The 21,680-nt window shown below is 69.3% G+C and carries 22 protein-coding genes; 8 read left to right on the plus strand and 14 right to left on the minus strand.

Annotated elements, in window-relative coordinates:
- Positions 1-8: 8 nt before the first annotated feature.
- Positions 9-899 carry a DnaJ C-terminal domain-containing protein gene (locus N787_RS03840; RefSeq protein ID WP_034210926.1) on the plus strand — a complete coding sequence of 297 codons (891 nt, stop codon included), beginning with the start codon at positions 9-11 and terminating at the stop codon, positions 897-899.
- Between the two features lie 182 nt (positions 900-1,081).
- Here the strand turns inward: N787_RS03840 and N787_RS03845 are convergent, their stop codons facing one another.
- The 8 genes from N787_RS03845 to purB form a co-directional block, all read right to left on the minus strand.
- Complete coding sequence (locus N787_RS03845) at positions 1,082-1,450, minus strand: response regulator (RefSeq protein WP_034210927.1); 369 nt, start codon at positions 1,448-1,450, stop codon at positions 1,082-1,084.
- 61 nt (positions 1,451-1,511) lie between these two features.
- Entirely contained in the window at positions 1,512-2,504 is a 993-nt protein-coding gene (locus N787_RS03850; RefSeq protein WP_034210928.1) for an oxidoreductase, read from the minus strand.
- A gap of 61 nt (positions 2,505-2,565) precedes the next feature.
- Entirely contained in the window at positions 2,566-3,990 is a 1,425-nt protein-coding gene (lpdA, locus tag N787_RS03855; RefSeq protein ID WP_034210929.1) for a dihydrolipoyl dehydrogenase, read from the minus strand.
- Positions 3,991-3,992: 2 nt separating this feature from the next.
- Positions 3,993-5,174 carry a dihydrolipoyllysine-residue succinyltransferase gene (sucB, locus tag N787_RS03860; RefSeq protein ID WP_034210930.1) on the minus strand — a complete coding sequence of 394 codons (1,182 nt, stop codon included), beginning with the start codon at positions 5,172-5,174 and terminating at the stop codon, positions 3,993-3,995.
- A gap of 28 nt (positions 5,175-5,202) precedes the next feature.
- Positions 5,203-8,034 (minus strand): 2-oxoglutarate dehydrogenase E1 component, encoded by a 2,832-nt coding sequence (locus tag N787_RS03865; protein WP_034210931.1) that lies wholly within the window; start codon positions 8,032-8,034, stop codon positions 5,203-5,205.
- A 183-nt stretch (positions 8,035-8,217) separates the two neighbouring features.
- The gene (locus N787_RS03870) at positions 8,218-9,177 is read right to left on the minus strand and encodes a GNAT family N-acetyltransferase (protein ID WP_034210932.1); all 960 of its coding nucleotides are present in this window, start codon (positions 9,175-9,177) and stop codon (positions 8,218-8,220) included.
- Positions 9,178-9,181: 4 nt separating this feature from the next.
- Positions 9,182-10,372, minus strand: a complete 1,191-nt coding sequence (locus N787_RS03875) for a cupin domain-containing protein (RefSeq protein WP_034210933.1) — start codon at positions 10,370-10,372, stop codon at positions 9,182-9,184.
- 180 nt (positions 10,373-10,552) lie between these two features.
- Complete coding sequence (purB, locus tag N787_RS03880; RefSeq protein WP_034210934.1) at positions 10,553-11,920, minus strand: adenylosuccinate lyase; 1,368 nt, start codon at positions 11,918-11,920, stop codon at positions 10,553-10,555.
- 149 nt (positions 11,921-12,069) lie between these two features.
- On the opposite strand from purB, the gene N787_RS03885 reads away from it, so the two are divergent.
- Positions 12,070-13,476: a class II fumarate hydratase gene (locus N787_RS03885; protein ID WP_034210935.1), complete on the plus strand. Its 1,407-nt coding sequence runs from the start codon at positions 12,070-12,072 to the stop codon at positions 13,474-13,476.
- 15 nt (positions 13,477-13,491) lie between these two features.
- On the opposite strand, the gene N787_RS03890 is transcribed toward N787_RS03885, so the two are convergent.
- Genes N787_RS03890 through N787_RS03910 form a run of 5 tightly spaced genes read right to left on the minus strand, consistent with a single transcriptional unit; the run spans position 13,492 to position 16,550 of the window.
- Positions 13,492-14,082: a YggN family protein gene (locus tag N787_RS03890; protein ID WP_052575107.1), complete on the minus strand. Its 591-nt coding sequence runs from the start codon at positions 14,080-14,082 to the stop codon at positions 13,492-13,494.
- A gap of 60 nt (positions 14,083-14,142) precedes the next feature.
- Entirely contained in the window at positions 14,143-15,096 is a 954-nt protein-coding gene (locus N787_RS03895) for an ABC transporter permease (RefSeq protein ID WP_034210936.1), read from the minus strand.
- Positions 15,093-15,950: an ABC transporter ATP-binding protein gene (locus N787_RS03900; protein WP_034210937.1), complete on the minus strand. Its 858-nt coding sequence runs from the start codon at positions 15,948-15,950 to the stop codon at positions 15,093-15,095. The genes N787_RS03895 and N787_RS03900 overlap by 4 nt, the downstream gene beginning before the upstream one ends.
- On the minus strand, positions 15,950-16,315 hold the full coding sequence (locus tag N787_RS03905) for a GntR family transcriptional regulator (protein WP_034210938.1): 366 nt from the start codon (positions 16,313-16,315) through the stop codon (positions 15,950-15,952). Before N787_RS03905 ends, N787_RS03900 begins: the two co-directional genes overlap by 1 nt.
- A gap of 1 nt (position 16,316) precedes the next feature.
- Positions 16,317-16,550: a hypothetical protein gene (locus N787_RS03910; protein ID WP_034210939.1), complete on the minus strand. Its 234-nt coding sequence runs from the start codon at positions 16,548-16,550 to the stop codon at positions 16,317-16,319.
- A gap of 141 nt (positions 16,551-16,691) precedes the next feature.
- Between N787_RS03910 and N787_RS03915 the strand changes: the two genes are divergently transcribed.
- The gene (locus tag N787_RS03915) at positions 16,692-17,264 is read left to right on the plus strand and encodes a glutathione peroxidase (protein WP_034210940.1); all 573 of its coding nucleotides are present in this window, start codon (positions 16,692-16,694) and stop codon (positions 17,262-17,264) included.
- Between the two features lie 18 nt (positions 17,265-17,282).
- On the opposite strand, the gene N787_RS03920 is transcribed toward N787_RS03915, so the two are convergent.
- Positions 17,283-17,780, minus strand: a complete 498-nt coding sequence (locus N787_RS03920; RefSeq protein ID WP_052575108.1) for a nuclear transport factor 2 family protein — start codon at positions 17,778-17,780, stop codon at positions 17,283-17,285.
- 34 nt (positions 17,781-17,814) lie between these two features.
- Here N787_RS03920 and N787_RS03925 point away from each other — a divergent pair, with 34 nt between their 5' ends.
- From N787_RS03925 to N787_RS03945, 5 genes are all read left to right on the plus strand, one after another.
- The gene (locus N787_RS03925) at positions 17,815-18,273 is read left to right on the plus strand and encodes a DUF3429 domain-containing protein (RefSeq protein WP_052575109.1); all 459 of its coding nucleotides are present in this window, start codon (positions 17,815-17,817) and stop codon (positions 18,271-18,273) included.
- Between the two features lie 96 nt (positions 18,274-18,369).
- A complete protein-coding gene (gene bamJ, locus N787_RS03930; protein ID WP_034210941.1) occupies positions 18,370-19,152 on the plus strand; it encodes a BamJ family beta-barrel-assembly machinery protein in 783 nt (260 codons plus the stop codon).
- 83 nt (positions 19,153-19,235) lie between these two features.
- Positions 19,236-20,576, plus strand: coding sequence for a UDP-glucose dehydrogenase family protein (locus tag N787_RS03935; RefSeq protein WP_034210942.1), 1,341 nt, complete (start codon positions 19,236-19,238; stop codon positions 20,574-20,576).
- A 10-nt stretch (positions 20,577-20,586) separates the two neighbouring features.
- The gene (locus N787_RS03940) at positions 20,587-20,820 is read left to right on the plus strand and encodes a SlyX family protein (protein ID WP_034210943.1); all 234 of its coding nucleotides are present in this window, start codon (positions 20,587-20,589) and stop codon (positions 20,818-20,820) included.
- A gap of 13 nt (positions 20,821-20,833) precedes the next feature.
- A complete protein-coding gene (locus N787_RS03945; RefSeq protein WP_034210944.1) occupies positions 20,834-21,655 on the plus strand; it encodes a DUF2058 family protein in 822 nt (273 codons plus the stop codon).
- The last annotated feature ends 25 nt before the right edge of the window (positions 21,656-21,680 follow it).

The raw sequence follows: 21,680 nt of genomic DNA on the forward strand, positions 1-21,680 counted from the left end.
GCCACACGATGCAATTCAAGGATTACTACGACACCCTCGGCGTGGAAGCCACGGCCGGCGAGGCGGAGATAAAGACCGCCTACCGCCGGCTCGCGCGCAAGTACCACCCGGACGTGAGCAAGGAAGCCGGCGCCGAGGAGCGCTTCAAGGCAGTCAACGAGGCCTACGAGGTGCTGCGCGACAAGGACAAGCGCGCCGAATACGACCAGCTGCGCGCGCAGGGCTACCGGCCGGGCGAGGAGTTCCGCCCGCCGCCGGGCTTTGGCGGCGGTGGCTTCGGTGGCGGCGGTTTCCGCTACGAGCAGGACTTCGGCGGGGGCGGCGGCTTCAGCGATTTCTTCGAGTCGCTGTTCGGCGGCGGCCGCGGGCCCGGCCGGCAGCAGGCGCCGCAGGGCGACGTGCGCGCCAAGCTGGCGATCTCGCTCGAGCAGGCCTACACCGGCGGCAAGCAGCGCATCACCGTGGACGGCCGCACGCTGGAAGTGAACGTGCCCGCCGGCATAGCGCCGGGCCAGGTGATCCGGTTGGCCGGGCAGGGCCACCGCGGCGGGCCGCGGCCGACCGACCTGCTGCTGGAAATCGACTACCGCCCGCACGCGCAGTTCGAAGTGGACGGCCGCAACGTGCTCTGCACGCTGCCGCTGGCGCCGTGGCAGGCGGCGCTGGGCGCCACGCTCAGCGTGCCCACCCTGGGCGGCGCGGTCGAGCTGCGCATCCCGCCCGACTCCGACACCGGCCGCAAGCTGCGCCTGCGCGGCCGCGGCCTGCCGGGCAAGCCCGCCGCCGGCGACCAGATCGTCGAACTCGAAGTTCGCGCCCCCAAGGCCACCACCGACGCCCAGAAAGCCCTGTACCAGCAGATGGCCGACGCCTTCGACTTCGATCCCCGCAAGGCCTGAGCCTCTGGGTTTGAACGCGGATCAAAGCGGATGCGCGCGGATAAGAGCGGATAAGACTTGGATCTGAAGTCCGCCACACGAAAAAGGCCTCGCTGATGCGAGGCCTTTTTCTTCTATTCGATTGAATCAGCTTTTATCCGCGCGCATCCGCTTTGATCCGCGTTCGGACACGCCAACCCGCATCAACCGCCGGAGAGCAGGCCGTTGATGACGTCGATGAGCTGGTTTTCGTTGAAGGGCTTGGTGATGTAGGCCTTGGCGCCCTGGCGCATGCCCCAGACCTTGTCGGTCTCCTGGTCCTTGGTGGTGACCAGGACGATGGGGATGTGGGCCGTCGTCGCTTCCTTCGAGATCGCGCGCGTGGCCTGGAAGCCGTTGAGGTTCGGCATCACCACGTCCATCAGGATCAGGTCGGGCTTGTGCGCCTTGGCGGCTTCGACGCCGGCGGCGCCGTCTTCGGCCGTCAGGGCCTCGTGGCCGAGCTTCTCAACGATGCGCTTCATGCCCATGAGCTGGGACGGGGAATCATCAACAATCAGGATGCGTGCCATGAATGGGCCTCCAACGGGTAGGTGATTGTATGCCGGGGGGGCGGTCAGGGTGCAACCTCGGTCAAATCCGGACGACCGTTCGTCCGAAGGACCGGCCGGCCAGCATGGCCGGGAAAACGTCGGGAAGCTGGTCCAGCGCGGCTTCCCGGGTGCAGATCGCGTCCAGGTGGGCCGGCTTCCAGGGCCCGGACAGGCGCTCCCAGACCTGCTCGCGCTGGCCGCGGGCGGTGCCGGCCGAGGCGATGCCGAGCAGGGACACGCCGCGGATGATGAAGGGCATCACCGTCGTGGACAGGCCCGGGCTGCCGGCCAGGCCGCAGCTGGCGATGTTGCCGTAGGGCTGGATCACGCGGGTCAGGGCCGCCAGCGCGGGGTCGCCGACGTTGTCGATGGCGCCGGCCCAGCGGGCGTTTTCCAGCGGGCGAGTGGCGCTGTCCAGGGTGTCGCGGGGGAACACCTCGGTGGCGCCCAGCTTGCGCAGGAAGTCGGCGTGCCCGGCCTTGCCGGAAATCGCGTGCGCCTCGTAGCCGGCGCGGGTGAGGATGTCGAGCGCCAGGCTGCCGACGCCGCCGGTGGCGCCGGTGACCACCACCGGTCCCATCGCAGGCACCTGGCCGTTCATCTCCATGCGCAGCAGCGACAGGCCCGCGGTGAAGCCGGCGGTGCCCAGGATCATCGCCTCGCGCAGCGACAGGCCGGCGGGCAGGGGGATCGTCCACTCGGCCGGCAGCCGCACCACTTCGGAATAGCCGCCGTCGCGCGTCTCGGACAGGCCGCTGCCGGTGCACAGCACGGCGTCGCCTTCCTTGAAGCGCGGGTCGGTGGAGGCCAGCACGTGGCCGGCCACGTCGATGCCGCCCACCAGCGGGAAGCGGCGCAGGATCTTGCCGCTGCCGGTGCCGGCCAGCGCGTCCTTGTAGTTCACGCTCGAATAGGCGGCGCGGATGACCACTTCGCCCGGCGAGAGGTCGTCGAGCGCGACCGACTCGAGGCCGGCGCGGTGGCCGCCCTCGGAATGGATGCGGAAGGCACGGAAGCTGGCGGGAACGGTCATGCAGGCTCCTTTAACGCAGAGAGGCGCCCGGGGGCGCCTCTCGTCGGGTGGCCACCGGGGCTCAGTTGGCCTTGTGGATGGCGCGCTTGTCCACGGCCATGGCGGCGTCGTGGATGGCCTCGGACAGCGTCGGGTGGGCGTGGCAGATGCGCGCCAGGTCCTCGGCCGAGCCGTGGAACTCCATCGCCAGCACGCCTTCGTGCACCAGTTCGGAAACGTTGACGCCGACCAGGTGCATGCCGAGGATCCGGTCGGTTTCCTCGTGCGCGATGACCTTGACGAAGCCCGCGGGCTCGCCCATCGCGACCGCGCGGCCGACGGCGGCGAACGGGAAGCTGCCGGTCTTGAACGGGATGCCCTCGGCCTTGAGCTGCTGCTCGGTCTTGCCGACCCAGGCGATCTCCGGCTCGGTGTAGATGACCCAGGGGATCGTGTCGAGGTTGACGTGGCCCGGCAGGCCGGCGATGAGTTCGGCGACCGCGATGCCTTCCTCGAAGCCCTTGTGCGCCAGCATCGGGCCGCGCACGCAGTCGCCGACCGCCCACACGCCTTCGACGCCGGTGAAGCAGTGGTCGTCCACTTCGATCTGGCCGCGCTCGTTGAGCTTCACGCCGGTGCCGTCGGCCAGCAGGCCCTTGGACGCCGACTTGCGGCCCACGGCCACCAGCAGCTTGTCCACGACCAGCTGGGCGTCGGCCTTGCCGTCGTTGTAGGTGAGGTGGACCTCGTTCTTCCTGACCTCGGCCTTGCTGACCTTGGCGCCGAGCTTGATGTCCAGGCCCTGCTTCTTGAATTCCTTCAGCGCGACCTTGGCGGCCTCGGCGTCGGCCGCGGCCAGGAAGTCGGGCATGGCTTCGAGGATGGTGACCTCGGCGCCCAGGCGCTTCCAGACGCTGCCGAGCTCGAGGCCGATCACGCCGGCGCCGATCACGCCCAGGCGCTTGGGCACCTCGGTGAAGTCGAGCGCGCCGACGTTGTCGACGATGTGCTTGCCGTCGAACTTGGCGAACGGCAGCTCGATCGAATCCGAGCCGGCGGCCAGGATGACGTGCTTGCCGGCCAGCTCGACCTCGGTGCCGTCGTGCTGCTTCACCTTGACGACCTTGCCCGGGTGCAGCGTGCCGAAGCCGTAGTACGCGGTGATCTTGTTGGCCTTGAACAGCTGGGCGATGCCGCCGGTGAACTGCTTGACGATCTTGTCCTTGCGGCCAACCATCGTGCCGACGTCGATCTTGCTGTCCTTGGCGGTGATGCCGTGCTCGCCGAACAGGTGCTGCAGGTTGTGCCACTGGCGCGAGCTGTCGAGCAGCGCCTTGGACGGGATGCAGCCCACGCGCAGGCAGGTGCCGCCCAGCGCCGGCTTGCCGTCCTTGCCCAGGGCGGCGTCGATGCAGGCGACCTTCATGCCCAGCTGGGCGGCGCGGATGGCGGCGTGGTAGCCGGCGGGGCCGGCACCGATGACGACGACGTCGAAGTTATCGGCCATGGTCAGAGCCCCAGCAGCATGCGGTGCGGGTTTTCGAGCTGGTTCTTGATGTCCACCAGGAACAGCACCGCGTCCTTGCCGTCGATGATGCGGTGGTCATACGAAAGCGCGATGTACATCATCGGCGCGATCACGACCTGGCCGTTCTCGGCGATCGGGCGCTCCTTGATGGCGTGCATGCCGAGGATCGCCGACTGCGGCGGGTTCACGATCGGCGTGGACATCAGCGAGCCGAAGGTGCCGCCGTTGGTGATGGTGAAGGTGCCGCCCTGCAGGTCCTCGAGCTTGAGGCCACCCTCGCGGGCCGCCTTCGCGTAGCCGGCGATCGAGCCCTCGATGTCGGCGAAGCTCATGTTCTCGACGTTGCGCAGCACCGGGGTCACGAGGCCCTTGTCGGTGGCGACCGCGATCGAGATGTCGGCGTAGCCGTGGTAGATCACGTCGCTGCCGTCGACCGAGGCGTTGACCACCGGGTACTTCTGCAGCGCGTTGGCGGCGGCCTTGGCGAAGAAGCTCATGAAGCCGAGCTTGATGCCGTGCGACTTCTCGAAGCCCTCGCCGAGCTCCTTGCGCATCGCCATCACCTTCGACAGGTTCACTTCGTTGAACGAGGTGAGCATGGCGATGGAGTTCTTGGACTGCATCATGCGCTCGGCGATGCGCTGGCGGATGCGGGTCATCGGCACGCGCTGCTCGGGGCGGGCGCCGCCGCCGACCTTGATGTGGTTGACCACGTCTTCCTTGGTCACGCGGCCACCGCGGCCGGTGCCGGCGACGTCGGCCGGGTTCACGCCGTTGCGCGCGGCGTGCGCGGCGGCACCCGGCGGCAGCTCGGCGGAACCGGACTTCGAGGCCGCGGGGGCGGCGGCCTTGGCGGGCTCGGCCTTCGCCGGGGCTTCGGCCTTGGCGGCGGGCGCGGCCTTTGCCGGCTCGGCGGCGGCCACGGCGCCTTCCTCGATGATCGCCACGATCTGCTGGCTGGTCACCGTGTCGCCTTCCTTGAACTTGAGCTCCTTGAGCACGCCGTCCACGGGCGAGGGCACTTCAAGCACGACCTTGTCGGTCTCGAGGTCGAGCAGGTTCTCGTCGCGGCGCACGCTGTCGCCGGCCTTCTTGTGCCAGGTGGCGATGGTGGCGTCGGACACGGATTCCGGAAGGACCGGGACTTTGACTTCGATGCTCATGGACGAGGCCCTGTGGCTTGAATGGGGGTTATTCGGCGGTATGGGTGTTGGGCGCGTTGACGAGGGCATCCTCGATCAGGCGGGCCTGTTCTTCGTTGTGCGTGTTGAGGTGGCCGGCGGCCGGCGAGGCCGAGCGGCTGCGGCCGGCGTAGCTCAGCGACTGGCCCTTGCCGAGGCAGAAGTCGAGGTGGTGGCGGATTTGGTACCACGCGCCCTGGTTCATCGGCTCTTCCTGGCACCACACCACTTCCTTGGCGCCGGCGAAGCGCTTGAGCTCGGCGGCCAGCTCCGGGCGCGGGAACGGGTAGAGCTGCTCGACGCGCACGATGGCGACGTCGGTGATCTTCTTCGCCTCGGCCGCCTCGACCAGGTCGTAGTAGACCTTGCCGCCGCAGACGATCACGCGGCGAGCCTTCTTGGCGTCCTTCGCGGTCGAATCCGGGATCAGCGACTGGAATCCGCCCTTCGCCAGTTCGTCCAGCGTGGACACCGACAGCTTGTTGCGCAGCATGGACTTCGGCGTCATCACCACCAGCGGCTTGCGCGTGCCGCGCAGCATCTGGCGGCGCAGCATGTGGAACATCTGCGCCGGGGTGGTGGGCGTGCAGACCTGGATGTTGTCGAGCGCGCACAGCTGCAGGAAGCGCTCCAGGCGCGCAGAGCTGTGCTCGGGGCCCTGGCCTTCGTAGCCGTGCGGCAGGAACAGCACGAGGCCGCACAGGCGGTCCCACTTGGACTCGCCCGAGGTGATGAACTGGTCGATCACGACCTGGGCGCCGTTGGCGAAGTCGCCGAACTGGCCTTCCCAGATGTTGAGCGTGCCCGGCTCGGCGGTGGCGTAGCCGTATTCGAAGGCCATCACCGCTTCCTCGCTCAGCAGCGAGTCGATCACCATCACGTGTTCGGGGTTGGCGGCCAGCGCGCGCAGCGGCATGTTCGCTTCGCCGGTGGCCTGGTCGTGCAGCACCGCGTGGCGGTGGAAGAAGGTGCCGCGGCCGGCGTCCTGGCCGACCAGGCGCAGCTTGTAGCCGCCGGCCAGTAGGGTGGCGTAGGCCAGGTTCTCGGCGAAGCCCCAGTCCATGGCCAGCTCGCCGGACGCCATCTTCAGGCGGTCTTCGTAGATCTTGGCGACGCGCGGGTGCAGCTTCAGCGTGGCCGGCAGCTGGTTGATGCGCTGGGCCAGGCCGTCGAGCTCGGCGCGCTGGATGCCGGTGTCCACCTTGTCTGACAGCTTGCCCTTGAGCCAGGGCGACCAGTCCACGGCGAACGGGTCGGGGCCGACCTGGGCCAGCTCGGTGGTGACCACGTTGTTGTCGAGCTTGTCGCGGTAGGCATCCACCAGCGCCTTGGCGCCGGCGGCGTCGACGACGCCCTCGGCGGCCAGCTGCTCGGCGTAGAGCTCGCGGGTGGTCTTGCGGGCGCGGATGTTCTTGTACATCAGCGGCTGGGTCGCCGCCGGCTCGTCGGCCTCGTTGTGGCCGTGGCGGCGGTAGCAGACCAGGTCGATGACGATGTCGCGGCCGAACTCCTTGCGGTAGTCGAAGGCCATCTTCGCGCAGAAGGCCACGGCCTCCGGGTCGTCGCCGTTCACGTGCAGCACCGGCGCGCCGATGATCTTGGCCGGGTCGGTGCAGTAGTAGGTGGAACGGGCGTCGTCCTGGCGGCTGATGGTGAAGCCGACCTGGTTGTTGATCACCACGTGCACGGTGCCGCCGACCGCGAAGCCGCGGGCCTGCGACATCTGGAACAGCTCCATGATCACGCCCTGGCCGGCGAACGCGGCGTCGCCGTGCACCAGCACCGGCAGCACCTGCTGGCGCTTGGCGTCGCCGCGGCGCATCTGGCGCGCGCGCACCGAGCCGGCGACCACCGGGTCGACGATCTCGAGGTGGGACGGGTTGAAGGCCAGCGCCAGGTGCACCGGGCCGCCCGGCGTGACCACGTTGGACGAGTAGCCCATGTGGTACTTCACGTCGCCGGAGTGGGCCGGGTCGTCGTTGTGCTCCCACTGGCCGCGGAACTCATCGAACAGCTTGTGCGGCGGCTTGCCCATCGTGTTGACCAGCACGTTCAGGCGGCCGCGGTGGGCCATGCCGATCACCACGTCGCGCACGCCGTCGGTGCCGCCGCGCTGGATCAGGGTGTCCATCAGCGGGATCAGCGCGTCGCCGCCTTCGAGCGAGAAGCGCTTCTGGCCGACGAAGGCGGTGTGAAGGTAGCGCTCCAGGCCTTCGGCCGCGGTGACGCGCTCAAGCAGGCGCTTCTTCTCTTCGGCCTGGAAGCCGTACTTGCCGGCCGCGCCCTCGAGGCGCTGCTGCATCCAGCGGCGCTGGTTGGCGTCGGCGATGTGCATGAACTCGGCGCCGATGCTGCCCGAGTAGGACGCGCGCAGCTTGGCCAGCAGGTCGGCCAGCTTGAACTTCTTCTCGGGGAACCAGGTGTCGGTGGTGAACTCGGCCGACAGGTCGGCGTCGGTCAGGCCGTGGAAGGCGAGCTCGAGGTCCGGCGCGTCCTTCTTGGCCATCATGCCCAGCGGGTCGAGGCGGGCGCCGAGGTGGCCGCGCGAGCGGTAGGCCGTGATCAGCTTGCCGACGGCGGCCTGCTTGCGCGCGGCCTCGTCGTCCATGGCGCCGCCGCCGGCGTGCTTGCCGGCCTTGGCCGCCGCCTGCACGCTGGCCATCACGGCCGAGTGCGGGACATCCCCGGCCTCGCGGCCCTTGAGGCCGTCGAAGTAGGTTTTCCACGTGGCGGGGATGCCGTCGGGATCGACCAGGTACTGTTCGTACAGGTCTTCGATATAGGCGGCGTTGCCGCCGGCAAGCTGAGAGGTCTGCTTAAACTGCTTGATCAGACTGTCCACGACCCTGGCCTGGCCCGCCGCAATGGCAGGTAAGTGATTGATGGAATGGGATGTCGGGCAGCCGGCGCGGGCGCCGACGAGGTCCGCGATTATAGCTGGCGTGACGGGGCTTTAGAACCCGATCAGGACCCGGGTCAGCCGCGGTTGGGGCTGGACCTTGGTCGAATCGCCGGGGCCGCGGGCTCAGATGCCCAGGGCCCGGAACTCGCTGCAGGGGCGCGAGCGCTCCCAGACCCGGCCGAAGTGCTCGAGCAGCTGGCGCGTGCGGGCCGGGTTGGCCGGGCTCCAGTCGCCTTCCCAGCGGCTGCCGAGGGCGCGGAACAGGTAGCCGTCGCGGTCGTTGGCCAGGAAGGCCGAGGCAATCTGCAGGTCGACGTCGTCCACCGGCGTGCGGAACTGGAACACCGAGGTCATGCGCTGGGCCAGGCCCAGCAGCGGGTGCGCCTGGCCCTGCACCGCGGCCGGGTCCAGCACGATCACCTGCACCACGCCGCCGCGGCCGGCGATCGCGTACTGCTTGAAGGCCTCGAGCACGGCGGGCTGGCCGTACAGCACCGGGTCCAGGTCGCGGGTGAACAGCCGCAGTTCGCGCCGGGCGCCCTGGACCACGGCCAGGGTCGCGTCGGTGGCCTCGTGCAGGGAATCGAACTCGACCGAGGGCACCGACGGCCCGCGCGGCGCCGCCGGCCCGCGCTCGGGCGCAGCCAGCGGCTCGAGCGTCCGGCGCATGGCCTGGTGCTCGATGCCCGCTTCCATGAAGCGCTCGCCGTAGGGCTGGAAGCCGTGGCGGGCATAGAAGGCCTCGGCGCTGACCTGGGCGTTGAGGCTGACCTCGGTCCAGCCCAGGCTGCGGGCCTGGTTCATCAGCGCGACCAGGAGCGCATCGCCCACGCCCTTCTTGCGCCAGGGCTTGAGCACGGCCATGCGGCCGATCTTGTGTTCGGGCGTCAGCCGGCCGGTGCCGATCGGCTGGTTATTGGCATCGCGGGCGATGACGTGGTGGCAGCGCGGGTCGAGCTCGTCCCACTCTTCCTCGAGCGGCACGTTCTGCTCGAGCACGAAGACCGTTTCCCGGACCGAGCGCAGGTCCTGGAAGTCGGTCTGGTAGTCGGCGGGATCGATGCGGAAGTCGGTCGGGATCATGGCGTCACCGTCGGCGTCGTGGCTTGACCAGCTGATAGTGGCCTGCCGCCACCAGGCTTTCCAGCGCATCACGGCCGTCGGCGTCCAGGGCGGCCACGTCGTCCGTAGAAAGCGTGTCCGCACCGGCCAGCCGGCGCGCCGCGGCGACGCCCATGGGCAGCGACAGGCCGTTGGCGTGCAGGCAGGCGCGCTGGCCATCGCGGGCCCAGGCGTGGCGGGCGTGCGGGTGGCGCAGCAGCTGGCCGCCCTTGGCCAGCTCAGCCTCCAGGCTCGCCAGCGACGGCGGGCGCGCGGGGCGGCCCAGCTCGCCCGCGGCGCGGTATTGGGTGATGAACCGGCCGAACCAGCGGCGCAGCGCGGCCTCGTCCAGGTCCTGCAGGCCGCGCAGCGCCGCGCGCACGCGCCCGAAGGCGGCTTCGTCGATTTCCCAGGGGTCCGTTGGCAGGGCCAGGTCCGGATCGGCGTAGCGGGAGTCCTCGGGCAGGGCGGCAGCCAGCTCCTCGGCCAGGTCCACCATCAGTTCGGCCTGCGAGGGGGCGCGCATGCCGACCGAAAAGGTCAGGCAGGCATCCTCGGCGACGCCGTGGTGGGGCACGCCCGGTGGCAGGTAAAGCATGTCGCCCGGGGCCAGCACCCAGTCGTGGTCGGGGTCGAACTGGCTGAGCAGCTTGAGCTCGACATCCGGGCGGAAGCCGCGCGGCGCGTCCGGACGGGTATCAATCTGCCAGCGGCGATGGCCGTGCGCCTGCAGCAGGAAGACGTCGTACTGGTCCACGTGCGCGCCCACCGAACCGCCGGGCGCGGCGAAGCTCACCATCACGTCGTCCACCCGCCAGGCCGGCAGGAACCGGAACGCGCCGAGCAGGGCGCGGATGTCCATGTCCCATTTGTCCACGTCCTGCACCAGCAGGGTCCAGTCCTGCTTCGGCAGTTTCGGGAAGGACTCCTCGCTGAAGGGGCCGGTGCGCAGCTCCCAGCGATCGCGCTTGCGGTCGTGCAACACCACCCGCGCCAGCGCCGCCTCCTCGCAGGCCAGCCCGGCCAGGTCCTCGGGCGAGATCGGCGACACGAACCCGGGGAAGGCCGCGCGGATCAGCAGCGGCCGCTTCTGCCAGTAATCCCGCAGGAAAACCTCCGGCGCCATGCCCAGCGGCTGGTCCGGCGTGCCGGTGACTTCGATCGGGAGTGGGGGCATAAAGGTCTTAACGCGGATCAGAGCGGATGGGCGCGGATAAAAGCGGATCAGTTGAAGTTTGGGGCGCGGGTGTCCGGAGGTGCTCGTCGGTGCGGAGCCGCCCCAGGTTCCCGGGGCCAAAGCAAGCAATCGCTTTATCCGCTGTTATCCGCGCCCATCCGCTCTGATCCGCGTTCAAACTCAGATGTCCCGCGCCAGCGACGCGGCGTGGCCCACGTACGAGGCCGGGGTCATCGCCAGCAGTCGGGACTTGGCGTCGGCCGGGAGGTCGAGGGATTCGATGAAGGCGCGCATGGACTCGGCGGTGATGCCCTGGCCGCGGGTGAGGGCCTTGAGCTGCTCGTAGGGGTTGGGCAGGCCGTGGCGGCGCATCACGGTCTGCACCGGCTCGGCCAGCACTTCCCAGGCGGCGTCGAGGTCGGCGGCCAGGCGCTCGGGGTTGGCGCTGAGCTTGCCCAGGCCGCGCATCAGCGCATCGAGCGCGATCAGCGAGTGGCCGAAGGCGGTGCCGAGCGCGCGCAGTACCGTGGAGTCGGTGAGGTCGCGCTGCCAGCGGCTGATCGGCAGCTTTTCCGAGAAGTGCGAGAGCAGCGCGTTGGCCAGGCCGAAGTTGCCCTCGGCGTTCTCGAAGTCGATCGGGTTGACCTTGTGCGGCATAGTCGAGCTGCCCACTTCGCCGGCCTTCACCGCCTGCTTGAAGTAGCCCAGCGAGATATAGCCCCAGACGTCGCGGCACAGGTCCACCAGCACGGTGTTGATGCGGCGCTGGGCGTCGCACAGCTCGGCGATGCCGTCGTGCGGTTCGATCTGGGTGGTGTAGGGGTTGAAGTCCAGGCCCAGCGATTCAACGAAGCGCTGCGCCAGCGCCGGCCAGTCCACTTCCGGGTAGGCCACCACGTGCGCGTTGTAGTTGCCGACGGCGCCGTTGATCTTGCCGGGGAACTCGATGCCGTGCATCACCGCGACCTGGCGCTGCAGGCGCGCGACCACGTTGGCGATCTCCTTGCCCACGGTGGTCGGCGAGGCGGTCTGGCCGTGGGTGCGCGAGAGCATCGGCAGCGCGGCGTGCTCGTGCGCCATCGCTCGCAGTTTTTCGACCACTTCCCAGGTCTTCGGGGCGATGACCGTGGTGTAAGCCTCGTGCAGCATCAGCGCGTAGCTGAGGTTGTTGATGTCCTCGCTGGTGCAGGCGAAGTGCACGAACTCCAGCGCCGGGCCCAGCTCGGCGTCGTCCTTCAGGCGCTCCTTGATGAAGTACTCGACCGCCTTGACGTCGTGGTTGGTGGTGCGCTCGATCTCCTTCACCCGGGCCGCATCGGCGACCGAGAAGCCTTCGGCCAGCGCGCGCAGGCGCCCCGCGGCGGCGTCGCCGAAGGCGGGGAGTTCGACGATGCCCGGCTCGGCGGCCAGCGCCAGCAGCCACTCCACCTCGACCCGCACCCGGGCCTTGACCAGCCCGTACTCCGAGAAGATCGGCCGCAGGGCCTCGGCCTTGGCGGCGTAGCGGCCGTCGAGCGGCGACAGGGCGGTGAGGGCGGGATCGGACATCGTCGGGCTCGGCAAGGCGGGGAAGGCCGCCATTCTACCCGCTCCCTGTAGGAGGGACTTCAGTCCCGAAGCCCTTGGCCGGAAAGCTTCGGGACTGAAGTCCCTCCTACAGGGGCGGTATGCTCCGGGCATCTCGAAGGGAGACCACCATGGCCCGCACCACCCGCACCGAGAAGGACAGCCTGGGCGAACTGCAGGTCCCCGCCGAGGCGCTTTACGGGGCCCAGACCCAACGCGCGGTGCAGAACTTCGCGATCTCGGGCCTGCGCATGCCGCGCGACTTCATCCGGGCGCTCGGGCTGGTCAAGGCCGCGGCCGCCGACGCCAACGCGGCCTTGGGCCATCTTCCCAAGGGCGTGGCGGCCGCAATCGCCGACGCCGCAGAGCAGGTCGCCGCGGGTGACCTCGACGGCCAGTTCCCGGTCGACGTGTTCCAGACCGGCTCGGGCACCTCCAGCAACATGAACGCCAACGAGGTCATCGCCAGCCTGGCCACGCGGCGCCTCGGCAAGCCCGTGCACGCCAATGACCAGGTCAACATGGGCCAGAGTTCCAACGACGTGGTGCCGACCGCGATCCAGGTCGCGGCCGTGCTTGCTTGCCGCGAGCAGCTGCTGCCGGCGCTGAAACACCTGCGCTCGACCATCGACCGGCGCGCCCGCGGCCTGGGCAAGGTGGTCAAGACCGGCCGCACCCACCTGATGGATGCCATGCCGCTGACGCTGGCGCAGGAGCTGGGCGCGTGGTCAGCCCAGCTCGCCAGCGCCATCGAGCGCATCGAGGACAGCCTCAAACGCCTGCGCCGGCTGCCGATCGGCGGCACCGCGGTGGGCACCGGCATCAACGCCGACCCGCGCTTCGGCAAGAAGGTCGCGGCGGCCTTGTCCTCGCGCTCGGGCGCCCGCTTCGTGCAGGCCGGCAACCTGTTCGAGGGCATCGCCAGCCAGGACGGCGCGGTGGAACTGTCGGGCCAGCTCAACGTGCTGGCGGTGGCGCTGATGAAGATCGGCAACGACCTGCGCTGGATGAACTCCGGCCCGCTGGCCGGGCTGGGCGAGATCGAGCTGCCGACACTGCAGCCGGGCAGTTCGATCATGCCCGGCAAGGTCAACCCGGTGATCCCGGAGGCCGTGTGCATGGCCTGCGCCCAGGTGATGGGCAACCACGCCACGGTGACGATCGCGGGGGCCAGCGGCAATTTCCAACTGAACGTGATGCTGCCCGTGGTGGCGCACAACCTGCTGCAGTCGATCGGACTGCTGGCGAACGGCGCGCGACACCTGGCCGACGCGGCCATCGCCGGGTTCACGGTGCGCCGGGCCCGGCTGGACGAGGCGCTGGCGCGCAATCCGATCCTGGTGACCGCATTGAATCCGGTGATCGGCTACGAGAAAGCAGCCGCCATCGCGAAGCAGGCCTACCGCGAGGGCCGCCCGGTGCTCGCGGTGGCGCGCGAGGCCACGGGGCTGGACGAGAAGGTGCTCAGGAAGATGCTGGATCCGGCGGGGCTCGCCCGGGGCGGCATCCACGGCAAGCCGGGGGGCGGGGCCGGCTGAGCCGGCCCGCCGCGGTCAGGGCGTGAACTTGCCGTCGCCGCACTTCTCGATGTCGGCCTCGTCCATGTTGGCGTAGGGCGCGAAGGCCGGCACGGCCTCGGCGAAGCGCTGCTGGCGTGCGTACAGGTCGGGCAGCAGGCCGCACAGGGCCTTGGCCTCGGCTTCGAGCTCGGCGGTCTGGCCCTTGAGCTGTTCCTCGACGGTCGTGCCGTCGCCGCTGAGTGCGCTGGCGGCGGCCAGCTTCAGCGCATCGCCGGCCAGCGCCGCGCCCTGCAGGCCGATCCGGGCGCCGGTCTCGGCGACCTTGGCCAGCGCGTTGCGGTAGGCGAGGGCGATCTCGCGCTGGCCGTCGTCCATGGCGACCTTGTCGCCGCCGATGACCAGGTCGCCCTGCGGGCTGAGCTTCGCCGCGGGCTCGTCGTTGCGGCCGCGGCCGAGGTCCATGTCCTCGGTGGCGAACTCTTCGCGGATCTCGTTGACGGCCTTGTCGGCCAGGCCGGCGAACCCGTCGCGTGCGTCGGCGGCGGGGGCTTCGTCCTTGCCCGAGCAGGCGGCGGTCGCGAGGAGGGCGGCGAGCAGGAGGGGCTGTGCAATCAGGCGGGTCATGGCGTTCTCCGGGAAGGAAAACGGGCGGGAGGCCAGGGCCTCCCGCCCGGGGGCGTCTCGTCAACCTTCGTCGCGGTTGCGGCGGAAGTAGACGGCGGCGTAGATCAGCAGGGCACCGATCGCAGCGCCGATCCAGATATCGGCCTGGCCGAAGGTGGCCCAGCTGCTGGTGATGTCCACGAGTCCGGAGATGTCCTTGGGGCCATCGAACGGGCCGGTCGGTTCCTGGGCAATGGTCGGGATCCAGGCGCCCGGGGCGATGCTGAGCAGGCCGCGGTAAGCCACCGTGTACCAGAGGTTGTCGTGCGGGATCTCGATGCCCGGGAAGATGTCGGTGAAGCTGATCATCGCGCAGGTCAGCAGGGGTACGGCCGTAGCCCAGAGGAAAGGCAGGCGGCGGGCCCATGCCGAGCAGAACATCAGCCAGCCGATAGTCGGCAGCGACCACAGGATCTGCACTGGCAGCGCTGCGAACAGCGTGGCAAGAACCTTCAGTGGATGGGAGTGGGTGATAACACTGGTCGCGCCAGGTACGCCCGATGCTGCGCTGCCGACCAGGACCACCAGCCACAGGATCACACCAATCAGCAGGCCGATAGCCACTGCACCCAGCGGGGCCAGCACCAGGGCCCAGGCTGCTTTGGACATCACCATTTGAGCGTCGGTGATCGGCATCGACTTCCAGAAAAGGATGCTGCGGTCGCGGCGGTCATCGTAGAGCGAGCCCAGGGCGTAGAAGAAGATCACGAAAGCCATCACCAGAAGCGCGGTGATGACTCCGCTGGCCAGCAGTAGGTCGCCCATACCTCCGAGCTGCGCCGAGTGCTCGGCCAACTCTGCCGGGCTGCCCTCGAGATGCGCGCTGACCTGGTTTTCGCGGGCAAGGATCGCGCCGGCGACGACCGCGACGGTGGAGAACAGCACCGTGATGCCGCCCACTACGATCGGTGCCCAGAAGAAACCGCCCCGGTTTTCCCAGTACTCGCGCTTGAGGAGCCATTTGAAAGTGTTCATGCGTAGGTTCCCTTCATGGTGGCGACGAACAGGTCGGCGATGCCGGGGTTGCGGGTCTCGCCGTACTGGGCGAGCTGGCTGCGCGGTATGCCGTCGAACAGCATCACGGACTTGCCGAACACCTGTCGTTCATCGATCGGCTTGAGCGCCCGGGCCGCCTCGGCCTTGTCGGCGCCGACCATCACCTCGGTGAAGCGATCGCCCACTTCGTCCATCGTCGCCGACATCACGATCCTGCCGTCGCGGATGAACATCAGGTCGGTGAGGATGTGTTCGATCTCCTCGACCTGGTGGGTGGTGACGACGATCGTCTTCTGTTCGTCGAAGTAGTCCTCGAGCAGGTTCTGGTAGAACTGCTTGCGGTAGAGGATGTCCAGGCCCAGGGTCGGCTCGTCCAGCACCAGCAGCTTGGCGTCGATCGCCATCACCAGCGCCAGGTGCAGCTGCACGATCATGCCCTTGGACATCTCCTTGACCCGCATGTTCGGGGCCAGCTTGGTGTGCGCCAGGTAGGCCTCGGCCTTCTTGCGGTCGAAGCGCGGGTGCACGCCGGCGACGAAGTCCACCGCATCCTTGACCTTCAGCCAGCGCGGCAGCACGGCCACGTCGGCGATGAAGCAGACTTCCTGCATCAGCGCATCGCGCTCGCCGCGCGGGTCCTTGCCCAGCACCTTCAGCTCGCCCTCGAAGGGCACCAGGCCCAGGGCCGCCTTCAGCGTGGTGGTCTTGCCGGAGCCGTTCGGGCCGATCAGGCCGACGATGCGGCCGGCCGGGATGTCGAAGCTGATGCCGTCGACGGCCGGCTTGCCCTTGTAGCGCTTGCTGAGGTTGCGGGCGGAAATCACGGCGCTCATCACTTGTTCTCCTTGTCGGCGCGATCCACCAGCTTCTGGAAGTCCAGCCCCAGGCGCTGGATGCGCTCGACGACCAGCGGCCACTCTTCCTTCAGGAAGCGGTCCCGCTCGGAAGCCAGGAGTTTCTCGCGCGCCCCTTCGGTCACGTACATGCCAAGTCCCCTTCGTTTTTCCACGAGTTCTTCGTCCGCCAGCTCCTGGTAGGCGCGGGAGACGGTGATCGGATTGAGCTGGTACTCGGCGGCGATCTGGCGGACCGAGGGCAGGGCCTCGCCCGCCTTGAGGTCGCCGTCGAGCATCATGGCCACCACCTTGTCCTTGAGCTGCCGGTAGATCGGCGCGCTGTCATTCCAGGCGATGTTCATCTCAGGACTCCCGGCGCGGCAGCAGCGCGGCCAGCGACACGTAGGGCATGGCCAGGTGGCGCTTGAGGGCGCCGCGGCGGGCCTTGCCGGCGGCCTCGTCGGCCTGGGCCAGGCCGGCCTCCGGGGAGGCGAGGGCCTGGCTGGCCATCGGCGGCTCGCCGAGGGCATAGCCGGCCAGGACGAATCCCAGGGCTACGGTCAGTCCGATCAGGTTGGTCTTGAACTTGGCGTACATGGCGCCTCCCGTCTTGGTGACGTATTGGATAGGTGTTGTAGGTAACTATAACACTACAAAAAGACCTGTCAACACCTCCTGCACGTGAAAGCGCCCAAACTGATGGCATAGACCCGGGATGGCCCCGGGGGAGGGCGTCGAATGAAGATCTGGGCAAGTGTCGCGATGGCGGGCCTGCTGGCCGCCACCCCCGTGCTGGCGGGCGAAAAGCTGCTGGACCGCAGCTTCCGCCAGCTGGCGGGCAAGGAAACGGTGAACCTGCAGGAGGCTTACGGCGGCCAGGTGCTGCTGGTGGTCAACACCGCCAGCAAGTGCGGCTTCACGCCGCAGTACGAAGGCCTCGAGGCGATGTACGCGAAGTACAAGGAGCAGGGCTTCGCCGTGCTGGGCTTCCCGTCCAATGATTTCATGGGGCAGGAGCCGGGCAGCGAGGAGGAAATCCAGGAGTTCTGCACGCTCACCTACGGCGTGAAGTTCCCGATGTTCGAGAAGGTGCAGGTGCGCGGCAGCGGCGCCACGCCGCTGTACGCGGAGCTCGCCGCGGCCACCGGCGAAGCGCCGGGCTGGAACTTCCACAAGTACCTGATCGATCGCGAGGGCAAGGTGGTGGCCAGCTTCGGCAGCCGCACCAAGCCGGATGATCCGAAGCTGGTGGCCGAGATCGAGAAGCTGCTCGCCACGCCGGCGCCCGCGAAGCCGGCGCCCAAGGCCTGAGGCGCGACAGCGCCGGCTTCAGAGCCGGCGCTTGATCGCGTTGATGAGCGTGCCCAGCACCGGGATGTGCTGGTACAGGCCGTCGGCCGCGTTCCAGTAATCCTGGTGGTAGACCACGCGGCCCTCGGCGTCGAAGCGCAGGTGGCTCATTCCGACCGTCCAGGTGTCGACGCCGCGGCGGAATTTCCTGAAGCGGATCATCATCGACCAGCGCACCAGGTGTTCGTCGTTGGCCGTGCGCGTGGTCTCGTGGATTTCGACGCGGCAGGCTTCCACGGCCTCGGCGCTCTCGCGCAGGTAGTGCGACAGCGCGGCGCGACCTTCGATGGCCTTGAGCGTGTCGTTGAAGTAGACGTCCTCGGCATAGGTCTGCGGCACGAGCTTGTCGACCCGGTCCGGCGCGAAGCTGGAGAAGAACTGCGCGAACCGGGCCAGCGCCTGCGCTTCCGCCGCGCTTCCGGCGGGCGGGGCGGGGTGGCGGCTGCGAATCTGCTTTAATTTTTCCAGCGTTTCCATGGCGGCATTCCACTCCCGGACAGGTGAGGACAGCATGACCGAAGCACGCATCGATTCGACGCCGCCGATGGCCCCGGGCGCCCTGGTCCTGGGCTGGGCCGGCGTGGTCCCTTTCCTGGTGCTGGCCCTCGCGGGCTTTTCGCCGGAATGGCGGGCGCAGGCCATGTCGGCATTCCTGCCTTACTCGGTGGCGATCCTGTCCTTCCTCGGCGGCGTGCGCTGGGGCCGGGCGCTGGCCGCGGGCGCAGGCGCGTGGCAGTACGCCCGCGCCGTCGTTCCCAGCCTGTGGGCCTGGGCCGCCTGGTGCCTGCTGTCGCTGGAGCCGGCGCTGGTGGCGCTGGCCGCGGGCTTCGTGCTGGCCGGCGCCTGGGACGCGCGCGGCGACGCGCTCCCGGCCCCGACGGCCTTCCGGCGACTGCGGCTGGGCCTCGGGCTGGCGGTTGTGGCCTGCCATGCGCTGGCGCTGGTGGCACTGGTGGTCGGGCCCGGCTGAACGATTCCGGCCCGGCGCATTGCCGTCCGGCCCGCGCGCCGCGACAATAGCGCGCGACGCGCCGTTCCGGCCCGCCCCCTCAGGAGTCCTTCCGCAATGAATTCCGCCCTGCGTTACGCCGCGCCGCTGGTCCTCGCCAGCCTGGTGCTCTCCCTCAGCGCCTGCAAGCCCGAAGCCGAAGAGAAGTCCGAAACCGCCACCACCGAAGCCGCCGAAGGCGAAGCGGGCGCCGATGCGCCGGCCGTGGTCGCCGGCATCGAAGGCCAGGAGACCGAGAAGAAGCAGGTCAGCTACATGATCGGCCTGGACATGGCCAAGTCGCTGGCGCCGATCAAGGACAGCCTCGACATCGAAGTGATGACCGACGCCATGGTCGCCCACTTCAACGGCGAAGCTCCGAAGCTCACCGACGAGCAGATGGTGCAGGTGCAGCAGGCTTTCACCACCAAGATGCAGGAGCAGGCCGCCGCCAAGGCCGAGGCCGCCGCGGTCGAGAACCTGGCCAAGGGCAACGAGTTCCTGGCTGCCAACAAGGACAAGCCGGGCGTGCAGACCACCGAGTCCGGCCTGCAGTACGAAGTCGTGCGCGCGGGCAACGGCGCCCAGCCGGCCGCGACCGACGTGGTGAAGGTGCACTACAAGGGCACGCTGCTCGACGGCACCGTGTTCGACAGCTCCTACGATCGCGGCGAGCCGGCCGAGTTCGGCCTCAACCAGGTCATCCCGGGTTGGTCCGAGGGCGTGGCGCTGATGAAGGTCGGCAGCAAGTACACCTTCTGGATCCCGGCCTCGCTGGCCTATGGCGAGAGCGGCGGCGGTCCGATCCCGCCGAACTCGATGCTGACCTTCGAAGTCGAGCTGCTGGAAATCGTCAAGTAACGATGTCCGCGGAAAATCGCGCGGCCGGCCACCGGCCGCGCGACACCCGGTCCCGGCCCTGCCGGGCACCGTAGGGGAAAGTCATGCGAGTCACTGTTTTCGGCACCGGCTACGTCGGCCTGGTCACGGGCACCTGCCTGGCCGAGGTCGGCAACCACGTGGTCTGCGTGGACATCGACCAGGCCAAGGTCGAGGGTCTCAACCGCGGCGTCATCCCCATCTACGAGCCGGGCCTGGAGCCCATGGTCCGCGCCAACCACGGCGCCGGCCGCCTCGAATTCACCACCGATGCCGCCGCCGCGATCGCGCACGGCGACACGATCTTCATCGCCGTCGGCACGCCGCCCGACGAGGACGGCAGCGCCGACTTGCAATACGTGCTGGCGGTCGCCCGCAGCATCGGCGAGCACCTGTCGCGCCCGGCGGTGGTCGTCAACAAGTCCACCGTGCCCGTGGGCACGGCCGACAAGGTGCGCGCCACCATCAGCGCCGCCCTGGCGGCCCGCGGCGCGGACGTCGCCTTCGAAGTGGCGTCCAACCCCGAATTCCTGAAGGAAGGCGCGGCGGTCAACGACTGCATGCGCCCCGACCGCATCATCATCGGCTCGCGGAGCGCGCGCGCGGTCGAGCAGCTGCGGCGCCTGTACGCGCCCTTCAACCGCAGCCACGACCGCGTGGTGGTGATGGACGAGCGCTCGGCCGAGCTGACCAAGTACGCGGCCAACGCCATGCTGGCCACCAAGATCAGCTTCATGAACGAGATGGCCAACATCGCCGAGCGCGTTGGCGCCGACATCGAGATGGTGCGCCACGGCATCGGCTCCGACCCGCGCATCGGCTACCACTTCATCTACCCGGGCCCGGGCTACGGCGGCTCCTGCTTCCCGAAGGACGTGCAGGCGCTCGAGCGCATCGCCCGCCAGCATGATTACCCGGCGCGCATCCTGGCTGCCGTCGAGGCGGTGAACGACGCGCAGAAGGGCAAGCTGTTCGAACTCATCTCGCGCCACTTCGGTGGCGATGTGTCGGGCAAGACCTTCGCGGTCTGGGGCCTGGCCTTCAAGCCCAACACCGACGACATGCGCGAGGCGCCCAGCCGCACGCTGCTGGCGCAGCTGTGGGCGGCCGGTGCGCGCGTGCGGGCGCACGACCCCGAGGCCATGGACGAGGCGGCGCGCATCTTCGGCGAGCGCGGCGACCTGGTGTTCTGCGACAGCCCCGACGCCGCGGTCGAGGGCGCCGATGCGCTGGTGCTGGTGACCGAATGGAAGGCCTTCAACAGCCCGGATTTCCAGGCCATGGCCCGCCGCCTGGCCGGGCGGGTGGTTTTCGACGGCCGCAACCTGTTCTCGCCCGATGCCGTCGAGGAAGCCGGCCTGGCCTACTATGGCATCGGACGCGGCCGCACCCTGCGGCACGACTGAGACCCCCGCCATGTCCCACACGCCTGCCAGCGGTCCCGAACTCGAGGACCGCATCGCCGAACTGGAGTCGCGCATCGCCTTCCAGGAATTGGCGCTGTCCGAACTCAGCGACGCGCTGGCCGAAACCCGCATGGAAACCGCGCGCGCCAGCGAACAGCTGGTCCGCGCCCTGGGCGACCTGAAGCAACTGCGCGGCCTGCTGTACGCCGACCCCGGCGCCGAGCCGCCGCCGCCCCACTACTGAGTACGATCCAAGCATGAGCAATTCGCTGCGCGAGAAACTGATGGGCCTGGGCTTCAAGGCGCCCGAGCCGGAAGCCAGGCCCGAGCGCAAGCCGGCCGGTCGCCCGGGCGAGGGCGGGCAGGCACGCAAGCCCGGCGAGCACCGCGGCGGCAAGCCTGGCGAGCACCGCGGTCCGCGTCCGCCCGGCAAGCCGGGGGAGTCGCGCGGCCCGCGTGGCGACGGCAAGCCCGGCGAGTCGCGCGGCCCGCGTCGCGACGGCAAGCCCGGCGAATCCCGCGGCCCGCGCCCCGACGGCAAGCCTGGTGAAGGCCGTGGCCCGCGTCCGGCCGGGGCGGGTGAGCAGCGCACCGGCGCACGCCGGGGTCCCGGGAAGCCCGGCGAAGGCCGCGGCGGCAAGCCGCGCAGCCAGGAGGAGATCGACCTGGCCAAGGCCTACGCGATCCGCGCCCAGAAGGAAAAGGAAGAGCGCATCGAGGCCGAGCGCGTGAAGCAGGAAGAGGCGCGCCTGCGCCGCGAGGCCAAGGCGAAGCTCGCCGAGCTGGTGAAGGACCAGGGCCTCAACGACAAGGACGCCGACATCGCCCGGCACTTCCCCTACGGCGGCAAGATCAAGCGTATCCACGTCACCGCGGCCCAGCTCAAGCAGCTCAACGCCGGCGAGCTGGGCGTGCTGCAGCTCGACGGCCGCTACCTGCTGGTCACCGCCGCGCTGCTGGACGAGGCGGAGAAGGTCTTCGCACCGGCCGTGGCCCTGCGCGTGGACCCCAACGCGCCCGCGGGCGAGGACCCTTACGCGGACCCGCTCTACCAGGTCCCCGACGACCTGGTCTGGTAAGCGCGCCCCGTGGCTGGCCTGGGGA

This window comes from Arenimonas metalli CF5-1 (assembly GCF_000747155.1).
GTDB lineage: Bacteria > Pseudomonadota > Gammaproteobacteria > Xanthomonadales > Xanthomonadaceae > Arenimonas > Arenimonas metalli.

Bases quoted from the DNA above. Each gene is read 5' to 3' on its own strand.
- N787_RS03840 (WP_034210926.1), top strand. From the start codon at position 9: ATGCAATTCAAGGATTACTACGACACCCTCGGCGTGGAAGCCACGGCC.
- N787_RS03845 (WP_034210927.1), bottom strand. From the start codon at position 1,450: ATGGCACGCATCCTGATTGTTGATGATTCCCCGTCCCAGCTCATGGGC.
- N787_RS03850 (WP_034210928.1), bottom strand. From the start codon at position 2,504: ATGACCGTTCCCGCCAGCTTCCGTGCCTTCCGCATCCATTCCGAGGGC.
- lpdA (WP_034210929.1), bottom strand. From the start codon at position 3,990: ATGGCCGATAACTTCGACGTCGTCGTCATCGGTGCCGGCCCCGCCGGC.
- sucB (WP_034210930.1), bottom strand. From the start codon at position 5,174: ATGAGCATCGAAGTCAAAGTCCCGGTCCTTCCGGAATCCGTGTCCGAC.
- N787_RS03870 (WP_034210932.1), bottom strand. From the start codon at position 9,177: ATGATCCCGACCGACTTCCGCATCGATCCCGCCGACTACCAGACCGAC.
- N787_RS03875 (WP_034210933.1), bottom strand. From the start codon at position 10,372: ATGCCCCCACTCCCGATCGAAGTCACCGGCACGCCGGACCAGCCGCTG.
- purB (WP_034210934.1), bottom strand. From the start codon at position 11,920: ATGTCCGATCCCGCCCTCACCGCCCTGTCGCCGCTCGACGGCCGCTAC.
- N787_RS03885 (WP_034210935.1), top strand. From the start codon at position 12,070: ATGGCCCGCACCACCCGCACCGAGAAGGACAGCCTGGGCGAACTGCAG.
- N787_RS03890 (WP_052575107.1), bottom strand. From the start codon at position 14,082: ATGACCCGCCTGATTGCACAGCCCCTCCTGCTCGCCGCCCTCCTCGCG.
- N787_RS03895 (WP_034210936.1), bottom strand. From the start codon at position 15,096: ATGAACACTTTCAAATGGCTCCTCAAGCGCGAGTACTGGGAAAACCGG.
- N787_RS03900 (WP_034210937.1), bottom strand. From the start codon at position 15,950: ATGAGCGCCGTGATTTCCGCCCGCAACCTCAGCAAGCGCTACAAGGGC.
- N787_RS03905 (WP_034210938.1), bottom strand. From the start codon at position 16,315: ATGAACATCGCCTGGAATGACAGCGCGCCGATCTACCGGCAGCTCAAG.
- N787_RS03910 (WP_034210939.1), bottom strand. From the start codon at position 16,550: ATGTACGCCAAGTTCAAGACCAACCTGATCGGACTGACCGTAGCCCTG.
- N787_RS03915 (WP_034210940.1), top strand. From the start codon at position 16,692: ATGAAGATCTGGGCAAGTGTCGCGATGGCGGGCCTGCTGGCCGCCACC.
- N787_RS03920 (WP_052575108.1), bottom strand. From the start codon at position 17,780: ATGGAAACGCTGGAAAAATTAAAGCAGATTCGCAGCCGCCACCCCGCC.
- N787_RS03925 (WP_052575109.1), top strand. From the start codon at position 17,815: ATGACCGAAGCACGCATCGATTCGACGCCGCCGATGGCCCCGGGCGCC.
- bamJ (WP_034210941.1), top strand. From the start codon at position 18,370: ATGAATTCCGCCCTGCGTTACGCCGCGCCGCTGGTCCTCGCCAGCCTG.
- N787_RS03935 (WP_034210942.1), top strand. From the start codon at position 19,236: ATGCGAGTCACTGTTTTCGGCACCGGCTACGTCGGCCTGGTCACGGGC.
- N787_RS03940 (WP_034210943.1), top strand. From the start codon at position 20,587: ATGTCCCACACGCCTGCCAGCGGTCCCGAACTCGAGGACCGCATCGCC.
- N787_RS03945 (WP_034210944.1), top strand. From the start codon at position 20,834: ATGAGCAATTCGCTGCGCGAGAAACTGATGGGCCTGGGCTTCAAGGCG.